This is a genomic window from Corallococcus sp. AB032C (assembly GCF_003668935.1).
Classification (GTDB): Bacteria; Myxococcota; Myxococcia; order Myxococcales; family Myxococcaceae; genus Corallococcus; species Corallococcus exiguus.
Genome location: NZ_RAWP01000028.1, coordinates 77744 through 95770 on the forward strand (window position 1 = coordinate 77744; position 18027 = coordinate 95770).

Genomic DNA, 18027 nt, shown 5'->3' on the forward strand with positions numbered 1-18027 from the left:
GGATGGAGCGCCCACCGGGTGGGGCGTCAGACGCGCTCGCGGTCCACGCGCACCATCGGCGACAGGCGCTCCGGCAGTTCACCCAGCTCCGGCGTCGCGCGGGTCACGGGGTGCTCCAGCAGCCCGTGGCGGTCCAGCATGTACTCCAGGTGCGCCACGCGCGCGCGCAGCGCCTCCAGCTCCCCCGCGGGCCGGGCCTGGACCTCGCGCACGCGCAGCCACGTCTCAATCACGGGCTTGAGGGCGAAGCGCAGCGTGAGGCCGAGCAGCGGCACACCGACGGTCATGCCGGTGACCATGATGATCATGACGGCTTCGGTCAGTTCCATGAGGGAGGCTCCGGGGAAAAAGAGGCGGACCCCCGGGCCTACGAACGGGGGGACCGGGCGATTGCACCGCCCGGCCCGCGCCCGGGGTGAGGCATCAGCCGGACTTGGCCTGGTCCGTGTAGATGGCGTCCGCGATGCGGTACGCGCTGCCCTCCAGCCGCTGGAAGGCCTCCTTCAAGACGCCCGCGTCGGAGGTGTTGAGCACGGAGCGCAGGCGCTCCAGGTCCGCCTGGATTTCGCCCTTGTCCTTCTCCGACAGGAGGCTGGCGTACTCCTCCAGGCTCTTCTCCGTGGTGTAGATGAGCCCGTCCGCGTTGTTGCGCAGCTCCGCCAGCTCCTTCTTCTTCTTGTCGTCCGCGGAGTGCGACTGGGCGTCGTTGATCATCCCCTGGATTTCGGCTTCCGACAGGCCGGAGTTGCCCACCACGCGCACCTGCTGCTGCTTGCCGGTGCCCAGGTCGCGCGCGCTCACGTGCACGATGCCGTTCGCGTCGATGTCGAAGGACACTTCAATCTGCGGCACGCCGCGCGGCGCGGGCGGGATGCCGACCAGTTCGAAGCGCGCCAGCGTCTTGTTGTCCGCCGCCATCTCGCGCTCGCCCTGGAGGACGTGCACGGACACGAGCGGCTGATTGTCCACCGCGGTGGAGAACACCTGGCCCTTCTTGCAGGGGATGGTGGTGTTCTTGTCGATGATCTTCGTGAAGACGCCGCCCGCGGTCTCCACGCCCAGGGACAGCGGCGTGACGTCCAGCAGGAGGACGTCCTTCACCTCGCCCTTGAGCACGCCGCCCTGGATGGCGGCGCCCACGGCGACGACTTCATCCGGGTTGATGCCCTTGTGGGGCTCCTTGCCGAAGAACTCCTTCACCTTCTGCTGCACGCGCGGCATGCGCGTCATGCCGCCCACCAGGAGGACCTGGTTGATGGCCTGCGCGGTGAGGCCCGCGTCCTTGAGCGCGATGCGGCACGGCTCGATGGAGCGGTCGATGAGGTCCGCGACCAGGGCCTCGAAGGTGGACCGGTCCACGGTCTCCGTGAGGTGCTTGGGGCCAGACGCGTCCGCGGTGATGAACGGGAGGTTGACCTCCGTCTCCGGGGCGCTGGACAGCTCGTGCTTGGCGCGCTCCGCCGCCTCCTTCAGGCGCTGGAGCGCCATGCGGTCCTTGCGCAGGTCCAGGCCATTGTTCTGCTCCGCGAAGCGCTTGGCCAGGTAGTCGATGAGGCGCTGGTCGAAGTCCTCGCCACCCAGGAACGTGTCGCCGTTGGTGCTCTTGACCTCGAACACGCCGGCGGTGAGCTCCAGGATGGAGATATCGAACGTGCCGCCGCCCAGGTCGTAGACGGCGACGCGCTCCGTGGTGGCGTCCTTCACCTTGTCCAGGCCGTACGCGAGCGCCGCGGCCGTGGGCTCGTTGATGATGCGCAGCACGCTCAAGCCCGCGATGCGGCCCGCGTCCTTCGTCGCCTGGCGCTGACTGTCGTTGAAGTAGGCGGGGACGGTGATGACGGCCTCGGTGACGGGCTCTCCGAGGTAGTCCTCCGCCGTCTGCTTCATCTTCATCAGCACGATGGCGCTGACTTCCGGCGGGCTGTAGCCCTTGCCGCGAATCTCCACCCAGGCGTCGCCGTTGGGGCTGGCCGCCACCTTGAAGGAGGAGACGCCAATGGCCTTCTTCGCCTCCGGCGAGTCGAACTTGCGGCCGATGAGGCGCTTGGCCGCGAAGACCGTGTTCTCCGGGTTGGTGATGGCCTGCCGCTTGGCAATCTGGCCCACCAGGCGTTCACCGGAGTCGGTGAAGCCCACCATGGAGGGCGTGGTGCGGCTGCCTTCGCTGTTGGGGATGACCACCGGCTCGCCGCCTTCCATCACGGCGACGCAGGAGTTGGTGGTGCCCAGGTCGATTCCAATCACCTTCGCCATGACTACTGACTCCCCCCGGAGGAACTGTCGGACGGCGCGGAAGTCTGGGGCTCCGCGCTCTTGCCTTCTTCAGACGCCTTCGGTGCTTCCGTGCCGGCCGCGGGCGCGGCGGCTTCCGGCGCCGCGGCAACGGGCTCCGGCGCCGCGACGACTTCTGGCGCGCGGGCGACGACGACCATGGCGGGACGCACCAGGCGGTCGTTGAGATGGAAGCCACGCGTCACTTCAAAGAGCACGTGGCCCGCCGGGACTTCCGCGGACTCCACCTGCTGGATGGCTTCGTGCAGGCGCGGGTCGAAGGGCTGGCCCTTGGCGGAGAAGCCCTTCACACCGTGGCGGCCGAGCGAGTCCTCGAAGGACTTGCGCGTCATGGCCACGCCCTTCTGGAAGCTGTCGAAGTCGGGGGACTTGCTGGCGGCGTCGAGCGCGCGGTCCATGTTGTCCACCACGGGGAGCAGGTCCTTGAGGAGCTTCTCCACGCCGAACTTCTGGACGTCCTCCTTCTCCTTCTGCGCGCGCTTGCGGTAGTTCTCCAGGTCCGCGGCGGAGCGGATGGCCCGGTCCTGGAAGTCCTTGGCGCGCTCGTGCGCCTCCTTCAGGCGCTCCAGCGTCTCGCGGGCCTTGGTCTGGCTGAACTCCAGCTGCGCGCGCAGCGACTCCACCTCCTGGCGGAGCGCGGCCGCGTCCTCGGTGGGGGGAGCGACTTCGGGGGTGGAGACGTCCGCTTCGGCGGCCGGGGCGGAGACGTCCAGCTCCACCTCCGTCTCCGAGCCCGCACTGTCCGCGTCTCCGTCCATCCGACGCTCGACGCTGCGAACCGCCTCGTCGATCACGTCCTGCCCGATGTCCGTCTGGAGGCTGTCCTTGTCTTTGGTACCCGACACGGCGCGCACTATCTCACGCGACGCTGAGCGATCCAACAGGACCCGGGGCGGTCGCGCATGCCCGGCGTGCGGGCAGGCGCGACTTCATGGGCAGCGGAACTTCACGCCCCGGGCGCGGGTTTCTTGCGGCCCAACGTTTTCTTGGAAGCTGGTTTCTTCGGGGCCCGGGCGCCCTTGGCGGCGGCGGGAGCGCTCGCGGTCTTCTTGCGCCCGATGGACTTGCTGCCCCCCTTGGACGCGCCGGAGCTCTTGGCGCGGGGCGGGCGGCTGGGGGCGGCCTCCTCCTCCGGGGCTGCCTTGGCCGTCTTGGCGGCCTTGGCTTCGGCGTCGGGCGCGGAGGCGGTGCCGGTGGTGGAGCCGGGCTTGAAGGCCTCCTCGACGGAGGTCTCCACGCGGCGCACGGCGGTCTCGATCTTCTCCGCGGCGGTCTTGGTGGTGGCGGCGGCCCAGGTGCGCAGCTGCACGAGGCCTTCCTTCACCTTGGCCTGCTTCTCCGGGTCCTTCACTTCCTTGAGGAGACGCTCGGCCTCGCCGCGGAGGTCGTCCGTGGTGCGCTTGAGGTCCTCGCCGGTGCGCTTGAGGAACTCCATCAACTGCCTGTCCCACTTCTCGGCCATGACGCGTCTCCTCCGTCGTCTGCTCGAACCCATCCAACTGCACGTGTGGACCGCGCGCAAAGCCTTCCGCGCTGTCCGTGTACGACGGCGGAGCGCGCCATCGATTGCCGTGTGGCAGTGCGTCAGGGGCTCCGCCGGGGTGCAAGAGGGGGGGCGCGCGACAGTCGGATGGCAGACACGTTAAGGTGCGTGCCCTCTTCCGGGGAGGCCGCGTTGGGGCGGGCCCGGTGCTGGAGTGTTCCCCTATGTCGTCCCGGTCCTTCCGAGCGGTGTCATCGCTCGTCGTGCTCACGTCCCTGTTCGCGCTGGTGGCCTGTGGTTCCAACGAACCGGAAACCACGGGGCCGGTGCTGCCCCAGGTGACGCTGCCGGCGGCCACGGTGGGGGCGGTCTACGAGAAGGTGCTGACGGCGACGGGCGGCACGGCGCCGCTCACGTATTCGGTGGACCAGGTGCCGCCGGGCTTCTCCTTCTATGGAGACAGCGGGCGGCTGGTGGGCCCGGCGACGACGGCCGGCGAGTGGACGCTGACGATGGTGGTGCGCGACGCGAAGGGCGCCCAGCACACGCGAGGCTATCCGTTGCGCGTGTGGCCGGCGCCGGTCATCACCACGACGTCGCCGCTGCCCTCCACGAAGGAGGGCAGCCTCTACACCTTCACCTTCACCTCCACGGGCGGGGCGCCGCCCCTGACCTGGTCGCAGGCGGGCGGAGCGATTCCGGACGGCCTGACGCTGACGGAGGACGGGGTGCTGACCGGCACGCCCCAGGGCCCGGCGCTGTATGAGTTCACGGTGCGGGTGGAGGACGCCAACGGCGCCCACGCGGAGGCGGTCATCCAGCTGCCCCTGACCACGTCGACCGGGGAGCTGCCCGACGGCGGTCCGGTGACGGATGGCGGGACGAAGACGGACGGCGGCACGACGGACGGCGGGACGAAGACGGATGGCGGGACGCAGCCGACGGCGGTGCCGTTGAAGGTGGGCAACTGGAACATCGAGTGGTTCGGCTCCACGGCCGAGGGCCCCTCGGACGAGGCGCTGCAGCTGGCCAACGCGACCGCGGTCATCGCGGACGCGGGGCCGGACGTGCTGGGCGTGGCGGAGATCGTCGGCGTGGACGCGTTCAACTCGCTGACGGCGAACCTCAGCGGCTACAGCGGCCTGCTCGCGGGTGATGGCTGGTACGGCCCCACGGCCCAGAAGGTGGGCCTGCTCTACAAGACGAGCACGGTGCAGCTGGTGAGCTCGAACGTCGTGCTGACGGACTGCGCGCAGGACTTCGCGTACCGGCCGCCGCTGCGCGTGGACCTGAAGGTGCTCCGGGGCAGCTCTCCGGTGGACCTGACTGTGATGGTGCTGCACATGAAGGCGTACGCGGAATATGACTCGTACGTGCGGCGCCAGGGCGCGGCGTCGTGCCTCAAGAACTACCTGGACACGAACCTGCCGACGCAGAACGTGATGGTGCTGGGCGACTGGAACGACGACGTGGACGCGTCCATCTACTATTTGCCGCCTGTGAATTCCGACCCGGCAAAACCGGCTCCATCACCCTACGTGGACTTCGTGAGCGACTCCGCTCGCTACAAGTTCCTCACCCAGCCGCTGTCGGAGTCCGGGACGCGCTCGACGGTGAGCAACAGCCAGTTCATCGACCATCAGCTGGTGACGAACGAGCTGGCGGCGTACCACGTGGCGAACTCCACGAAGGTGCTCAATCCGAGCATCGTCAGCTACAAGAACACCACGTCGGACCACTACCCCATCTTCAGCGACTTCAACTTCGGCTCGGCCGGGCAGTCGGGAAGCGTGAAGGTCACGGCGCCCAACGGCGGTGAGACGCTGAATGCGGGCCAGACGTTCAACATCACCTGGACGTCCAGCAACGTGTCGCAGGTGAACATCACGTACACGCTGGATGGGACGGTGTGGCGCGCGGTGGCGTCAGGCCTGACGGCGTCCACCAGCCGCTACGCGTGGACGGTGCCCAGCGAGTCCTCCACCTCCGTGCGGGTGCGCGTGGCGGACGCGGCGCGCGCGGACGTGGCGGACGTGAGCGACGGGGTGTTCACGCTGACGCGGCCGACGCAGCAGGTGTTCATCAACGAGTACCTAGCGCAGCCGCTCAATAATGCCGCGGGGACGCCGGATTACGACCAGCAGTTCGTGGAGATCTACAACGCGGGTCCGGGGTCGGTGGATCTGAGCGGCTGGAAGATCCACGACGCGAAGTCGTACTCGGGCGCGGACCCGGCACGGCACACGTTCGTGTCGGGCACGGTGTTGCCGGCGGGCAAGGCCTACGTGGTGTACTCGGGGTCGACCGCGCTGCCAGCGGGGGCGCAGTACTCGACGTACTCCAACGGCGGCTTGGGGCTGCGGTTCGACCGGGGCGTGAACCAGGGTGGCGCGGGTGACATCGTGTACCTGGTGCGCGCGGACGGGACGGTGCAGGACAGCCACTCGTACCAGACCTCCAGCATGCCGGTGGACCCTGGCTATTCGTTCAACCGGAAACCGGACCTGAGCCCCACGGGGATCTGGGTCGAGGGCTACAGCCTTTTCAATAAGGCCTCGACCCCGGGCAAGAAGGCGGACAACACCGCGTTCTGAAGCGCTTCGCGCTGACATGACTTCCACCTGGGGTTCTGCTTGGGTGGAAGGATGCGCGTCTGGGTTCATCTGAGAAGAATCGCCACGGCCGTGGTGTTGTGCGTGTGGCTCGCGGCCTGTGGCGGGACGCGTGGGGCGGTGGCTCCGCCTTCGCGGGAGGAGCTGCCCCGCCAGGTGCTGCTTCTGAGGGAGGCCCCGGATGGGAGCTTCACCCAGGAGTGGCGGCCGGCGGAGGACTTCGACCTCGCCCACTACGTGAAGGCCCCCGAGGGCCGGCGCATCGTGCGGACGGCGCGCTCCGTTCGGGACTGTGACGCGGAGAACCGCGAGTGCATCCAGGAATGCATGAGCCGGCCATTGGGGAGCGACTTCAGTCACATCACGAAACGGCCCGGGCTTGGTGGCAAGGAGGAGTACTGCGTCCGCCGATGCAAACAGCCCTACCTGGACTGCATCGACCTTGAGAAGCTCCGGCCGCAGGAGCTTTCCTCGCTGGATGCGGTCTCCGAATGGGCCCGGCGCAACCAACGCGCCATCCTGGTGGGCAGCGTGGTGGTCATCGCAGGGGTCGCGTTTGTCGTCGTCTCAGCGGGCGTGGGGCTCATCGTGCTCGCGCCCGCGCTGCTTCTGACGACGTCATCCGTGGCCCCAGCACAACACCTGGTGGAGAGCGCACCATGATGCACTTCTTCGACAAGTTGGAGGTCCTGGGACGGCACTACTCGGAGAGCACCTCTGAGGAGGAGAAGCAGGCCTTCATCTTCGCGATGGACGCCATCTACTTCATCCTGGGCACCGGGCAGGGCACCGAGTTTGAAGCATATGTCCAAAGCCAGGAGGCTTCCGCGCCTCCGTTGGTCATCGCCCGGTTCAAGACCCGAGAGGAGGCGGAAGCCGCGATGAACGCGCGCAAGCCCCAAGTCGATTCGGCACGCGTGCTGATTGGAGACGACTACTACTCCGCCATGTTCGTCCCAGCCACGGGGCGGACCCACCTGGTCTTCATGCCCCCCTTCATGGAGCATTACCTCCAGGAGATGGCGGATGAGCGGCGCCAGCCTTCGGGACTGTCCTTCTCCACGAAGGCAGAGGCGGAGGCGTGGATGAACCAGCAGCCCACGCCGCCCCAGCAGGTGGTCATCGACGTCGCGGGGGCGCCGTATCTGGCCGCCTACCACCACCGCATCGACTACCGCGTCCTCTATCCCCTGCCCGCCCCCACGCCCCCATCGCAGGAGCCGTGAGGGCGGCACGGTGAGGGCTACAACCGGAACTGCACGCGCACGCCCGGCTGGATCCAGACGTGGATCTGCTTCTCGTCATCGGAGAGGTCGTTGCTGATCTCCGCGGCATTGCCCAAGCGGATCGCGCCCTTGTTGTACTGCCCCACGGACGCGGAGATGTAAGGCCCCACCGCGATGGAGCGGGTGAGCTGGAGGTCCACGCCGAAGTGGGCGTGGCCCAGGTCATAGCCCTCGAGCTTGAACCAGGCGCTGTTGGAGCCTTCGCCCACCTCCAGCGAGCCGATCTCATAGCCCACGCCCACGCCCACCCACGGCGAGACGAAGCCGGCCGGCCGGAAGTGGTAGTCCAGGTCGATGCCGAAGCGCAGGACCTTGCTCTTGCAGTCCGCGCCGTCCGCGCACTCGTCACCGGGACCGGAGCCGATGCCGTACTGGAAATAGGCGCCCAGCGAGAGCTGCCGGTTGAAGAAATAGGAGACGTCCACCTGCGGCGCCACGGTGCTGCCGAACGTGTCCTTCAGCGAGAGGTCCGTGCCGGAGTCGCCCACCGGAATGCCAAAGGCGCCGCGCACGCCCAGCGCGAGCCCGGAGCTCTTGGGCTCCTGGGCCGCCGCCGGCAACGCGCCCAGGCAGGAGGTCAGCGCCAGCGATGCGATGAAGTGTCGAGCAGTCATGTCGTCCAGGGTGAAGGGGCCGTCTTCCGACGGCGTGGGTTGGATGTTGGCGGCGCCACGCATTGCAAGCCCACGGCCAGGGTTCACAGGATGCGGGCGCCCGGGCTTCGCACGTCGCGGGGCATTGGAACAGCACCAAAGCGCGACAGGAATGTCAGTCTTTCGTTTCAGCTCATGACAGGTTCACGCCGTGCCAGAGTCCTGGAGCAAGACATGTCATCCCCGACGACCGAAGACTCCGACATCGTCCGCTGGCTGCGCGCCGAGCGCGAAGCCCGTGGGCTGGCCCGCATCGAGCTGTCCGCTTCGTTGAAGCATCAAGGGGAGCTCCTGGATGACACGTTGATCTTCACGGCGCCGGACGGAGCACTGACGTTCGGTTCGCTACCGGAAGCACCGCGCGCCCAGGTACAGGGGCTGATGCGGTGGCATCACGCGTCGGCGCCCGGGCTGGGGGATATCGCGCTGGCCATCGTCTGCGACGCGCACGCGGCGCCTCGCATCCAGATGACGGACGCGGTCACGCGGGAGCATGACGCGAAGGAGCAGGCCCGCGCGGAGGCCCACTTCGACTCGCGGAAGTACGGGCGCGCGCTGGCGCAGCGGGTGGCGGAGCTGCTGGACGCGGGGGCGGACCTGTCCATCACCGTCGACCCGCGCGAGGGCGTGTCCCGCGCGCTGTGGCGGTCCGGGGATGGCACGTACGCGCAGGGGCTCCGCTACATCCAGGGAGACGCCAGGCCGGAGCGGACCTTCGCGTCGCGGGACGAGTTCATCCGCTGGCTGGCGGAACAGAGCGACGAGTCCCTGGCGAAGGAGGGCTTCCCGGACGACCCTCGCATGTGGGGAGTGGCGACGTTCAACCGCGAGTTCTTCGCGCGGAAGACGGGCCGGCGGTCTTAGCGGCATCCACACGAACTTGTCCGACAGTCGGACAGGTTTGGACGGCCTCGACTGGCCCCCCTTTCAGCAGTGCACCCCAGTGCCGTCCCGGAACCCTGCGGCTCATGAACGAGTGAACGTCTCCATGCGCAAGGCACTCCTGCTCTCAGGGCTCATCGCATTGACTGGCGGATGCGTTCGGCACAAGCCGTCATGGACGGGGGAGGTGCAGTGGCCGGATGAACAGTCCTCGGCCTCCGTCCTCCCCTTCACCGAAGCGGGCGCCGCCATGGCCGCGGCAGGAGCGCTGCGGGAAGTGGTCCGGACCAATCCCCATCCACAGCTCTTCCATGGCTGCGCGAGCCCGGAACAGGGTCTTGATGTCGCGGTCTTCACCGGACCGACCGCCGGCCTTTACTACGTCGCCGTGGAGCAGCGGTTCAGCCGGTGTGGTGGTCCCAATGGCCGGGTCCTCGACTGGTGGCAGGTCTACGCGGTCACCCCCCAAGGCGAAGTGGTAGCGAAGGCCCCGCGCACCCCCGACGTCCCCATGGAAGTGCAGCCCGACGCAGCAGAGGTCCCCGCTGACAGCCCTGCTCCACCCACCGAGGAGCAGGCTCCGCTTCGCGAAGCACCTCCAGCCGAAAATTCGAAGGCCGAGTAGGCCTTTCCCCACGCAATCCTTGAGGTAGGCTGGGTTCTCCTTGTCCAGCCGCCGCAGCCAAAGGCCTCCCAGGCCCGTGGACTCTCATGCGTGTCACCCCTATCTGTTAGGTTTGAAGGATGGAGGTGACCTGTGATGTCGCTGTCCACTTCACTCATTCCCCTGGTGCTGACGGTCCTGATGGGCACCACGGCGGTGGCGCAGTCCCGCACTCCCGTGGTCAGGGAACGCAAGGCCCGGCAGCTCACGCTGCGCGCGGAGGAGCCGCCGGTGCTGCATCCGTTGCATGTCGCGGCCCATGAGGTGACCACCGTCACCTTCGATGCGCCCATCGTTCCGGAGTCCGTGGACCGGAGCGTGCTCGCGCCCTTCTTCTCTCGCGTGGCGGTGCATGAGGACGTGCTCGTCCTCAAGGCGTCCATGGACATCCCCGCTGGCAAGGAGCCCGTGATCACCGTGCGCTTCGCGGGACCCGGTGCTCCGGCGCAGGTGGGGTTCGTGCTCACGACCGTGGCGGCGGAGGTGGATTCCCAGGTGGAGGTGTTCCGGCAGGGGCGCACCGCGCAGGATTTGGGGAAGGAACTCGCGGACCTGCGGGCCCGGTGCGCGGTCACCGAGGCGGGGCTCGCGACGCTGCGTGCGCAGTGCGCGCTGCGTGGACTGGGCGGCGCGGTGTTGATGGGGGATGTCACTCGTGAAGGTGTCGCGGTGACCTACCTCCTGAAGCCTTCCTCGAGCCCAGGAATGACCGCTGAGAGCCCTCATGTGCTCTACCGCACGGAGAACACCCGTGCCCTGTCGACCTCGCTGATCAACGCCGTAGGGAGCGCTCCTTGGATACCGGGCTTCGCCCGGATGACACCGCGCGGGCCCAACGCACTACCGGCCCGTGAGTTCCCTCTGCTCATGCACGTGAAGCAGCTGGCGCCTGGGGAGCAAGCCACCGTGGTGGTGGAGTGGCCCGCGCTTCCGGACCTGCCCGCTGGCACGTCCTTCACACTGGAGTTGCTGGACGCAAAGGGCGAACGCGGCGTCCGCTGGGAACAGGTGACGCCATGAGCCCGCATGAGGCAACGCCCGGCGAACAGGCCGGGCCTGAGCATCACGCATCCACACAGCCCGCTCAGATAGCCCATGGCCTTGCCCGACCTTCGTTGCTGCTGATGGTGGATGCGCTTCCTCCAGGCACACTCATCGGGCCCTGGCGCGTCCTCCAACGCGTGGCTTCAGGCGGGTACGGCACGGTCTACGTCGTTCAGGCGAAGCACCGTCCTCGCGGCAGGCGGTACGCCCTGAAGCTGGCGCGGCAGCCCGACAGCCCCTGGTTTTCACGCGAAGCGGAGGTGCTGTCCCGACTGCGTCATCCGGGAGTGCCTCGCTTCGTGGAGGCCGGGGCATGGAGACCGGGCTCCGGGAACCATCCGTTCCTGGTGATGGAGCACGTGGACGGCGAGTCGCTCTATGAGTGGGCCCGCGCGCGCAACCCCACGGCCCGCGAGGTGAGCGCATTGCTCATCCAGGCCGTGGAGATCCTGGCCTTCGCGCACCAGCACGGTGTCCTGCATCGCGACGTCAAAGGCGACAACCTCCGCGTCCGGCCCGCTGGACGGCTCACCCTGTTGGATTGGGGTGCGGGCTGGCATCCCGAAGCAAAGCCCCTGACCGGAACAGGCCAGCTTCCTCCTGGCACGGCTCGCTACTTGAGCCCCCAGCTCCACCGCTGGCGGATGGCGGTGCCGTCGCAGGAGTGCCCTCGCTACGGCGTGACGGATGAACTGTACGCCTTGGGCGTCACCTTCCATCGACTGCTGACCGACAGCTATCCGGCGCTCCCGCTGGAGGGAGAGGAAGCCGAACGCGCATGGCCCAACCCGCTGGTGCCGGAGGCGCTGGCTTCACTCGTCACCCGCCTGCTCGCATTCGCGCCCGAAACACGGCCTCCCAGCGCCTCCGCCCTGGCCTCCGAACTGCATCAGGTCCTGGCCCATGCGGATGCAACCTGGGACCAACCCCTGTTCGACTGGGCCACACCTCCCTCTGAGTCCTCACGCACGACGCAGGCGTCGCCCGGGATGGCGGGGCCGGTGGCACCGGGTCAGGAGGTGCCGCTCCAGCATGCGCGCCTCCAGCGCCTGGACCGGATTCAACGCCTTCGCGAAGAACGCGAGCTGCGTCGCCGGTTTCCGCGCCATGTCGCCCGGATGGATGCCCAGGACATCCTCGCCGCGAGCACAGTGCGCCGCCGACAGACGCTGCGGGCCCTGGGGCGTCAGGGGGCCGTGGGATTCGTATGCGTGCTGGCCATGGTCTGGCTGGGCTGGAGCCTGGGACTCTTTTCGAGGTCCGACGTCGATACGCCAGTTCGCCCTTCCATGCCTTCCGTGGCGCGGGCGCCTGGGCCCGACCAAGCTGCCGCGTCCGGAGCGGCCCCTCCTTCCCCTGCGCCGCTCCAGCTGGAGAAGGACACCATGAGCATTCCCTTGAAGCAGGACCCACCTGGCCGCGGACGTTCGCTGTCACGCGGATGCACGTTGGCTGTCGGTGCGGCGACAACCCTCATTGCCTGCTCGGGTGCGCAGGTGGTGCCCAAGCCCCAGCGCTGTCCCACGGAAGCGCTGGAGGCGATGAAGGCGTTGAAGCTGCGACGGGATGCAAAGGCAGCCATCACGGTCGACATCCGCTATCCCTTCCGTCCGGATGCCGAAATGCTCGCCGTGCACGACGGAGACATCGTCAGCGTCCAGAAGGAAAAACGCGGCGATCTCCCGGAGGGGACCCTGCTCTACGGACGGCTGTGGACAGGGGGCGAACGCGTCATGGGCCGCTACACACGAGCGGAGACGCCTGACGGCCGCACCTACCCGGTCTGCCTCGTCCTCGGGAATGACGATGGCTTCTGGCCGCTGGAGACGGGATCCAAGCCCGGTGCCGCGCTCCTTCCCCGGACCGCGGGCTACACCGTGGTGGACGCGTTCCCGTAGCGGCCCTCAAGGTCATGCGCCATGCGCCTGCGGTAAGACCCGAGGGATGAGCCACATCCTGGCGAACGAAGCGCTCCGCTCCGTCGTGCTCTACCATCCCAAGCCCACCGAGGGCTGGCGCTACGCCATCTACACCCAGGAAGGCATCACGGATGGGAGGCTGCTCGACAGCACCCCATCCACTTCATTCGAGGAGGCCCGGGCCCGAATGGAGCAGACGCTGGTGGACCTGTTCGGCCGCCCTGCCACGCTTCGCTGGAAGGAGACCTCGCCGGGATGGTGGACGGGCGAAGCGCTGGAGACGCCCACCGACCCGGCTTGAGTCATTGCAGGATTCGAACCTGCGGCCTTTGGCTCCGGAGTCCAACGCCCGGGCTCAATAAAACGCGCGCCGTGCGTGTGGGGACGACCCGGATTTCGGGGTCATTTCGTATCTCATTTCCAGAAGGAGCCCGGCCGGGCGCCTCCATGAGACGGAGCATTCCGCGTGCTGCCAGGAACCGAGCGGTCAGTCTTGGAGGCCTTCCGCCGGGGTGACACCGCCGTGCTCACCCAGGTCTACCGCACCTATTCACCCGAAGTGCTGCGCTACCTGTCCCGGCGCTTCGCCGTCCACTCGGAGACCGGCACGCGCTCCGTCGCGCTCACGCCCCTGGACCTGGACGCCGCCCATCAGGAGACCTTCGTGCGGGCCTTCCGCCCCCACATGCGCCAGGCCTACGACGGCGTGCGCCCCTACCTGGGCTTCCTGCTCACCGTCGCCCGCTCCACCGCCATCGACCTGATGCGCGCCTCCGGCCGCGTGGCCCGGGAGGCCATCCCCCTGGATGACGCTCCGGAGCTCACCCACGCCCCCACCGAGACCAAGAGCCCGGAGGAAGAGGCCCTGGGCGCCGAGGTCCGCACGCTCGTGCGCCGCTTCCTGGAGGCCCTGCCCGCCGAAGGGCGCGCCCTGGCCCAGCTGCGCTTCATGGACGGCCTGTCCCAGGAGTCCGCCGCCGACCAGCTCAAGCTCACCCGCGGCGAGGTGCGGGTGCGCGAACGCCGCCTGCGGTTGCAGTTCACCGAACACCTGAAGGACTCGGGCTGGCTGGACAGCGACACCGTCCCGGGACGCCTGCAATTGGGCGCCCTGCTCGCCACCCTGGCCCTGCTGTACGCCATCCCATTCGGGAGCCTCCCATGAAGTGGTACGAGCGACATGTGGACGCGGGACTGACGCGCTGGTCCCTGGGGGAGCTATCCACCCCCGAATCCTCGCGGCTCCTGCGCCACGCCCACGCCTGCGCTCGCTGCGGCGCCCGCTACGACAAGTGGGCCCGCGCCCACCGCGTCTTCGAGTCCGGCCAGACGGACACCCCCACCTCCACGGAGCTGGAGACCCTCACGGCCGCGGGGCTCGAAGCCGCCCTCAACGCCGCCTCGCCCCCGGACGCCGCCCCCGCACGGTGGCCCACCCTGGCCGTGCTCGGCGCCACGCTCGCGGCCCTGTTCCTCGCGGTGGTGGTGACGCCCACGTCCGTCGGTCCCACCGCTTCCACCGAGCCCACCGAGCCCACCGAACCCGAGTTCAGCGTCCGGGGGGCCGTGCATGACCCGGCCCCGTCCACCGCGCCGGTGGCCCAGGCGGTCCTGCGCGTCTTCTGCGCGAAGCCCGGCCAGTCGCTGCGCGAGCTGCGCGCCGGGGCCGCGTGCACCCCGGGCGCCACGCTGGCCTTCGCGGCGGGTGCCCGTCCGCCGTACACCCACGTCGCGGTGCGCGTGCGCGCCGGCGGCCACGAAGAGGTCAACGGCCCCTTCCCGCTCAGCGGCAAGGCCGGCGAGGAGCGCCCGCTGGAGCTGACGGTCGCGCTGCCCGCGGGCTCCGATATGGCGGAGGTCACCGCCACGTTCTCAGAGCACCCGGACGCAACCCTGTCGGCCCTGCACAGCGGGACGACAGCGGGGGTGGTGGTGCTCAGGCAGGAGGTCCGGGTAAAGGATTCTCCATGAAGAAGCTGGAAGTCCTCCTGGGGGCGGCGCTGCTGATGGCGGCGCCGGAGGCATTCGCGGAGACCGTGCGGCGCGCGCTCGTCATCGCCCACAACGGCAGTGACGACCCCGCGCTCGCTCCGCTGCGCTACGCGGACGACGACGGCGTGCTGTGGGCGGAGACGCTCAAGCGGCTGGGCGTGGAGACCACGCTGCTCGTCGACCCGGACGAGCCCACGCGCAAGGGCGGCAGCCTGGTGCTGAAGTCCGCGCAGGCCCCCACGCGCGCCGCGGTGGAGCAGGCCGTGAAGCGGCTGCAGGCGGCGACGCTCGCGGACCGCGCGGCGGGACGCCAGACGGACGTGCTCATCATCTACGTGGGCCACGGCAACACGGACGACGCGGGCCGCGCCTACTTCACGCTCGCCGACGCGCGCCTGGACCGCAGCAGCCTCTATTCGGAGGTCGTGGATCCGCTGGGCGCGGACTACGTGCACGTCATCGCGGATGCGTGCCGCGCCTCCGGCGTGGTGGGCAGCCGCGGCGGGACGCCGGACGCGGCGGTGCTGGCGGAGCTGCGCGGGGTGCTCGCGCGCGAGCAGCTGGCGTCACGCCCCCACGTGGGCGCCCTCTTCGCGGAGAGCGAGGACGGCGAGACGCACGAGTGGTCCCGCATCCGCGCGGGCGTCTTCAGCCACGTGGCCCGCTCCGGCCTCCTGGGCGGCGCGGACATCAACGGCGACGGACAGGTGGAGTACAGCGAGCTGGCCGCGTTCGTGGCCGCCTCGCTGCATGGCGTGAAGGGCATGCCCGCGCGCCTGTCCGTCAACGCCTTCGCGCCCACGGCGGAGCCCCGCCGCCCGCTGGTGGGCCCCGCGCCCGAAGGGCCTCGGGTCACCTTCCCCGCCGGCTTCGAGTACGCGCGCCTCTCCGTGGAGGACGCGGACGGCCAGCGGCTGGTGGACGTGCGGCGCTCGCCGCAGCAGTGGACGCAAATCCTGCTGCCGCCTCGCGACGTGTACTGGGTGCGCGCGCCGAACGCGGAGGCGCGCGTCACGCTGGCGCAGCTGTCCTCGGGCACGCCCGAATTGCGCCCGCGCGAATTGCAAGAGCGAGGTCCCGCGGAGGAGGCGCTCCGCCGGGGCCTGTTCGCCGTTCCGCTGGACCGCTCGTTCTACGACGAGTACGTCGCCGCCGTGGGGCTGGTGCCGGTGGACTTCAGCACCCCCTTCCAGCCGTCCGTCATCGGCGGGGCGCGCTCCCCGCTGGCCGTGGCGTCTCCGTCCGACTGGACGTCGCGGTTGGAGCTGGGCCTGGGCGCGGGGCGCTCGCCGTTGGGGCTGGCGAAGTTCTCCGCCGGGCCCAGCCTGTCGTGGCGCACGCCGTCCTCCATGGACCTGCTCTACTACGGCGTGCGCGGGGCGTATGGCGTGACGCCGCTCGCGGCCCAGGACGGCATCCGGCTGCACCGCTTCACGGTGGAGGGGCTGGTGGGGTTGGAGCGTCCCGCGAACACGCCGCTGTTCGCGGAGGTGGGGCTGGGCTGGGGGCTGCTGGGCCTCACGGCGCCGGGCTTCCGCCAGGCGGACCCCGCGATGCTCACCGGCCACGTGGCCGCGGGCGTGACGGGGCGGTTCGCGGGAATGCCGCTGCGACTTTCAGCCCAGGTGGGCGTGGATCGCGTCACCGCCAACGGCAAGACCGTCATGGACGGGCAGTACGGCCTGGAAATCTCACTGAGGCGCTAGCGGACGCGGGCCGTCGGGCCCGGCCGTGTCCGTGCGTGGGTGCGCAGCCGTCGCGCCCACCGCGCCAACCTCGAGCCCTGACGGTCCTTCCGTGTCCCGTTCATTCTTCGTGCACACCGCGCTGTCGAGCGCCGCCGTGGCCACCGTGCTGCTGGCTGGCTGCGACCCCATCTGCACGAATGGGGTCTCCAAACCCGGGCAGGGCCAGGTGACCCGGAGCGCCTCCGGCACCTGCGTGCAGCTCGTGGTGACCCGCCCCGACGCCGGGGAGGAGGACGACCCGGACGGGGGCGATGGCGGCGCGCTCCCCGACTCGGGCACGGATGGCGGCGAGTGCGGCGCCGTCCCAGGCTGGACGACCCGGGTGCTGGACGAGGGAATCGACATCATCATCGCCGCGTTCGTCTTCGACGCGCAGGGCGTGGGCCACTACGCCTATTCGAAGAACTCCCGCCTCCACGTGGGCACCACCCGGCCGGGCGATGTCCCGGTGCGCGTGGAGAGCGTGTGGACCGCCTATGACGTGCACATGGCCGTGGCCGCGGACGGCACGCACCACGTGCTGTTCCAGCAGGGAAACAACGTCGGCTACGCACACGACACCGGCGGCGTCTGGCGGTCCCAGGTGCTGAGAGAGGGCTGGGCGGCGGCCATCACCCTCGACGCCCAGGACGCGCCCCACCTGCTCCTCGGCCGGCCCTACCCCCAGGTGGGCTATCTGCACGGCACCCGTTCCAGCACGGGGAGCTGGGACATGGCGCCACTGGAGGCGGTGGGCGCCAAGGGCGACCGTGAGCGGATCGCCGTGGATGCCGCCGGGCACGTCCACATCGTGTTCGTGCGCATGGACGACATGGGGAAGTCCCAGGTCGTGTACGCGAGCAACACGTCAGGGGCGTGGCTCGCCGAGCCGCTGGACTGGCGGATTCCCTTGAGCTCCCCGCGCTACCGCATCGCGCTCGAGGTGGACTCGAATGGACGCCCCTCCGTGGTGGGCTCCAGCACCCAGGGGGCGTGGCTGTGGACGAAGGAGGCCAGCGGCTGGACGTCGTACGGACTCGGGGCCTTCCTGAGCCGGGGTCCCGCGCTGTCGCGAAGCACCGCCTACCCGACCCTCCGCCATGCCCTTCTGGATGATGCGGACGCGAACGCGGACTCCAGCGGGAGCACCAGCCAGTTGGTCGTGAAGGTGCTGGACGGCACGAGAGCCGCCGGCGGAACGCTGCCGCTCACCGTGGAGACGCTGGACGGCGGGAATGCGTTCCCTGCTTCCTCCGCGGTGCAGCTGGACGCCCAGGACCGGCTCCAGGTGGGCTTCTCCTACGTGCACTACTACTACCCGCCAGACGGCGGCGCGATGGAGACGACGCGCGGCCTGCGCTACGCGCGCTACTGCCCCCGTTGAGACCCGCCAGGGAAGCAGGCGGTTGCGGGGCACGGAAGCGGGCGCCTACAGTCGCCGCGCCTTGAGCGAGTCCGTCCCCTCCCTGAGCC

17 protein-coding genes are annotated in these 18027 nt (G+C 69.4%); 12 read left to right on the forward strand and 5 right to left on the reverse strand.

The window, feature by feature from the left end:
* Positions 1-26: 26 nt before the first annotated feature.
* The 4 genes from D7X99_RS15060 to D7X99_RS15075 all read right to left on the reverse strand — a co-directional run bounded on the left by D7X99_RS15060 (position 27) and on the right by D7X99_RS15075 (position 3754).
* Entirely contained in the window at positions 27-329 is a 303-nt protein-coding gene (locus D7X99_RS15060; protein ID WP_121778421.1) for a hypothetical protein, read from the reverse strand.
* Between the two features lie 94 nt (positions 330-423).
* Entirely contained in the window at positions 424-2253 is a 1830-nt protein-coding gene (gene dnaK / locus D7X99_RS15065) for a molecular chaperone DnaK (protein WP_121778422.1), read from the reverse strand.
* Positions 2254-2255: 2 nt separating this feature from the next.
* Entirely contained in the window at positions 2256-3137 is an 882-nt protein-coding gene (gene grpE / locus D7X99_RS15070; protein ID WP_121778437.1) for a nucleotide exchange factor GrpE, read from the reverse strand.
* A gap of 101 nt (positions 3138-3238) precedes the next feature.
* A complete protein-coding gene (locus D7X99_RS15075; protein ID WP_121778423.1) occupies positions 3239-3754 on the reverse strand; it encodes a transcriptional regulator in 516 nt (171 codons plus the stop codon).
* A gap of 245 nt (positions 3755-3999) precedes the next feature.
* Here D7X99_RS15075 and D7X99_RS15080 point away from each other — a divergent pair, with 245 nt between their 5' ends.
* The 3 genes from D7X99_RS15080 to D7X99_RS15090 are packed head-to-tail and all read left to right on the forward strand — an operon-like array spanning position 4000 to position 7613.
* Positions 4000-6369, forward strand: a complete 2370-nt coding sequence (locus D7X99_RS15080) for a lamin tail domain-containing protein (protein ID WP_121756075.1) — start codon at positions 4000-4002, stop codon at positions 6367-6369.
* A 51-nt stretch (positions 6370-6420) separates the two neighbouring features.
* Positions 6421-7050 carry a hypothetical protein gene (locus tag D7X99_RS43700; protein ID WP_120578212.1) on the forward strand — a complete coding sequence of 210 codons (630 nt, stop codon included), beginning with the start codon at positions 6421-6423 and terminating at the stop codon, positions 7048-7050.
* Positions 7047-7613 (forward strand): head protein, encoded by a 567-nt coding sequence (locus D7X99_RS15090; RefSeq protein WP_121778424.1) that lies wholly within the window; start codon positions 7047-7049, stop codon positions 7611-7613. Before D7X99_RS43700 ends, D7X99_RS15090 begins: the two co-directional genes overlap by 4 nt.
* 17 nt (positions 7614-7630) lie before the next feature.
* On the opposite strand, the gene D7X99_RS15095 is transcribed toward D7X99_RS15090, so the two are convergent.
* Entirely contained in the window at positions 7631-8287 is a 657-nt protein-coding gene (locus D7X99_RS15095; RefSeq protein ID WP_158627012.1) for an outer membrane beta-barrel protein, read from the reverse strand.
* 213 nt (positions 8288-8500) lie between these two features.
* Here D7X99_RS15095 and D7X99_RS15100 point away from each other — a divergent pair, with 213 nt between their 5' ends.
* The 9 genes from D7X99_RS15100 to D7X99_RS15140 all read left to right on the forward strand — a co-directional run bounded on the left by D7X99_RS15100 (position 8501) and on the right by D7X99_RS15140 (position 17938).
* Positions 8501-9190: a hypothetical protein gene (locus D7X99_RS15100; protein WP_121754290.1), complete on the forward strand. Its 690-nt coding sequence runs from the start codon at positions 8501-8503 to the stop codon at positions 9188-9190.
* Positions 9191-9314: 124 nt separating this feature from the next.
* Complete coding sequence (locus D7X99_RS15105; protein ID WP_121778438.1) at positions 9315-9833, forward strand: hypothetical protein; 519 nt, start codon at positions 9315-9317, stop codon at positions 9831-9833.
* Positions 9834-9968: 135 nt separating this feature from the next.
* The gene (locus tag D7X99_RS15110) at positions 9969-10892 is read left to right on the forward strand and encodes a DUF2381 family protein (protein WP_121778426.1); all 924 of its coding nucleotides are present in this window, start codon (positions 9969-9971) and stop codon (positions 10890-10892) included.
* Between the two features lie 161 nt (positions 10893-11053).
* Positions 11054-12814, forward strand: a complete 1761-nt coding sequence (locus D7X99_RS15115; protein ID WP_158627013.1) for a serine/threonine-protein kinase — start codon at positions 11054-11056, stop codon at positions 12812-12814.
* 46 nt (positions 12815-12860) lie between these two features.
* Positions 12861-13136 (forward strand): hypothetical protein, encoded by a 276-nt coding sequence (locus tag D7X99_RS15120; protein WP_121778428.1) that lies wholly within the window; start codon positions 12861-12863, stop codon positions 13134-13136.
* A gap of 192 nt (positions 13137-13328) precedes the next feature.
* Entirely contained in the window at positions 13329-14000 is a 672-nt protein-coding gene (locus tag D7X99_RS15125) for an RNA polymerase sigma factor (RefSeq protein ID WP_233613395.1), read from the forward strand.
* On the forward strand, positions 13997-14806 hold the full coding sequence (locus D7X99_RS15130) for a hypothetical protein (RefSeq protein WP_121778430.1): 810 nt from the start codon (positions 13997-13999) through the stop codon (positions 14804-14806). Before D7X99_RS15125 ends, D7X99_RS15130 begins: the two co-directional genes overlap by 4 nt.
* On the forward strand, positions 14803-16533 hold the full coding sequence (locus D7X99_RS15135) for a caspase family protein (protein WP_121778431.1): 1731 nt from the start codon (positions 14803-14805) through the stop codon (positions 16531-16533). The genes D7X99_RS15130 and D7X99_RS15135 overlap by 4 nt, the downstream gene beginning before the upstream one ends.
* Before the next feature lie 91 nt (positions 16534-16624).
* Positions 16625-17938, forward strand: coding sequence for a hypothetical protein (locus D7X99_RS15140; RefSeq protein ID WP_121778432.1), 1314 nt, complete (start codon positions 16625-16627; stop codon positions 17936-17938).
* The last annotated feature ends 89 nt before the right edge of the window (positions 17939-18027 follow it).

Bases quoted from the DNA above. Each gene is read 5' to 3' on its own strand.
- dnaK (WP_121778422.1), bottom strand. From the start codon at position 2,253: ATGGCGAAGGTGATTGGAATCGACCTGGGCACCACCAACTCCTGCGTC.
- D7X99_RS15130 (WP_121778430.1), top strand. From the start codon at position 13,997: ATGAAGTGGTACGAGCGACATGTGGACGCGGGACTGACGCGCTGGTCC.
- D7X99_RS15080 (WP_121756075.1), top strand. From the start codon at position 4,000: ATGTCGTCCCGGTCCTTCCGAGCGGTGTCATCGCTCGTCGTGCTCACG.
- D7X99_RS15060 (WP_121778421.1), bottom strand. From the start codon at position 329: ATGGAACTGACCGAAGCCGTCATGATCATCATGGTCACCGGCATGACC.
- D7X99_RS43700 (WP_120578212.1), top strand. From the start codon at position 6,421: ATGCGCGTCTGGGTTCATCTGAGAAGAATCGCCACGGCCGTGGTGTTG.
- D7X99_RS15090 (WP_121778424.1), top strand. From the start codon at position 7,047: ATGATGCACTTCTTCGACAAGTTGGAGGTCCTGGGACGGCACTACTCG.
- D7X99_RS15135 (WP_121778431.1), top strand. From the start codon at position 14,803: ATGAAGAAGCTGGAAGTCCTCCTGGGGGCGGCGCTGCTGATGGCGGCG.
- D7X99_RS15120 (WP_121778428.1), top strand. From the start codon at position 12,861: ATGAGCCACATCCTGGCGAACGAAGCGCTCCGCTCCGTCGTGCTCTAC.
- D7X99_RS15095 (WP_158627012.1), bottom strand. From the start codon at position 8,287: ATGACTGCTCGACACTTCATCGCATCGCTGGCGCTGACCTCCTGCCTG.
- D7X99_RS15075 (WP_121778423.1), bottom strand. From the start codon at position 3,754: ATGGCCGAGAAGTGGGACAGGCAGTTGATGGAGTTCCTCAAGCGCACC.
- D7X99_RS15105 (WP_121778438.1), top strand. From the start codon at position 9,315: ATGCGCAAGGCACTCCTGCTCTCAGGGCTCATCGCATTGACTGGCGGA.
- D7X99_RS15100 (WP_121754290.1), top strand. From the start codon at position 8,501: ATGTCATCCCCGACGACCGAAGACTCCGACATCGTCCGCTGGCTGCGC.
- D7X99_RS15110 (WP_121778426.1), top strand. From the start codon at position 9,969: ATGTCGCTGTCCACTTCACTCATTCCCCTGGTGCTGACGGTCCTGATG.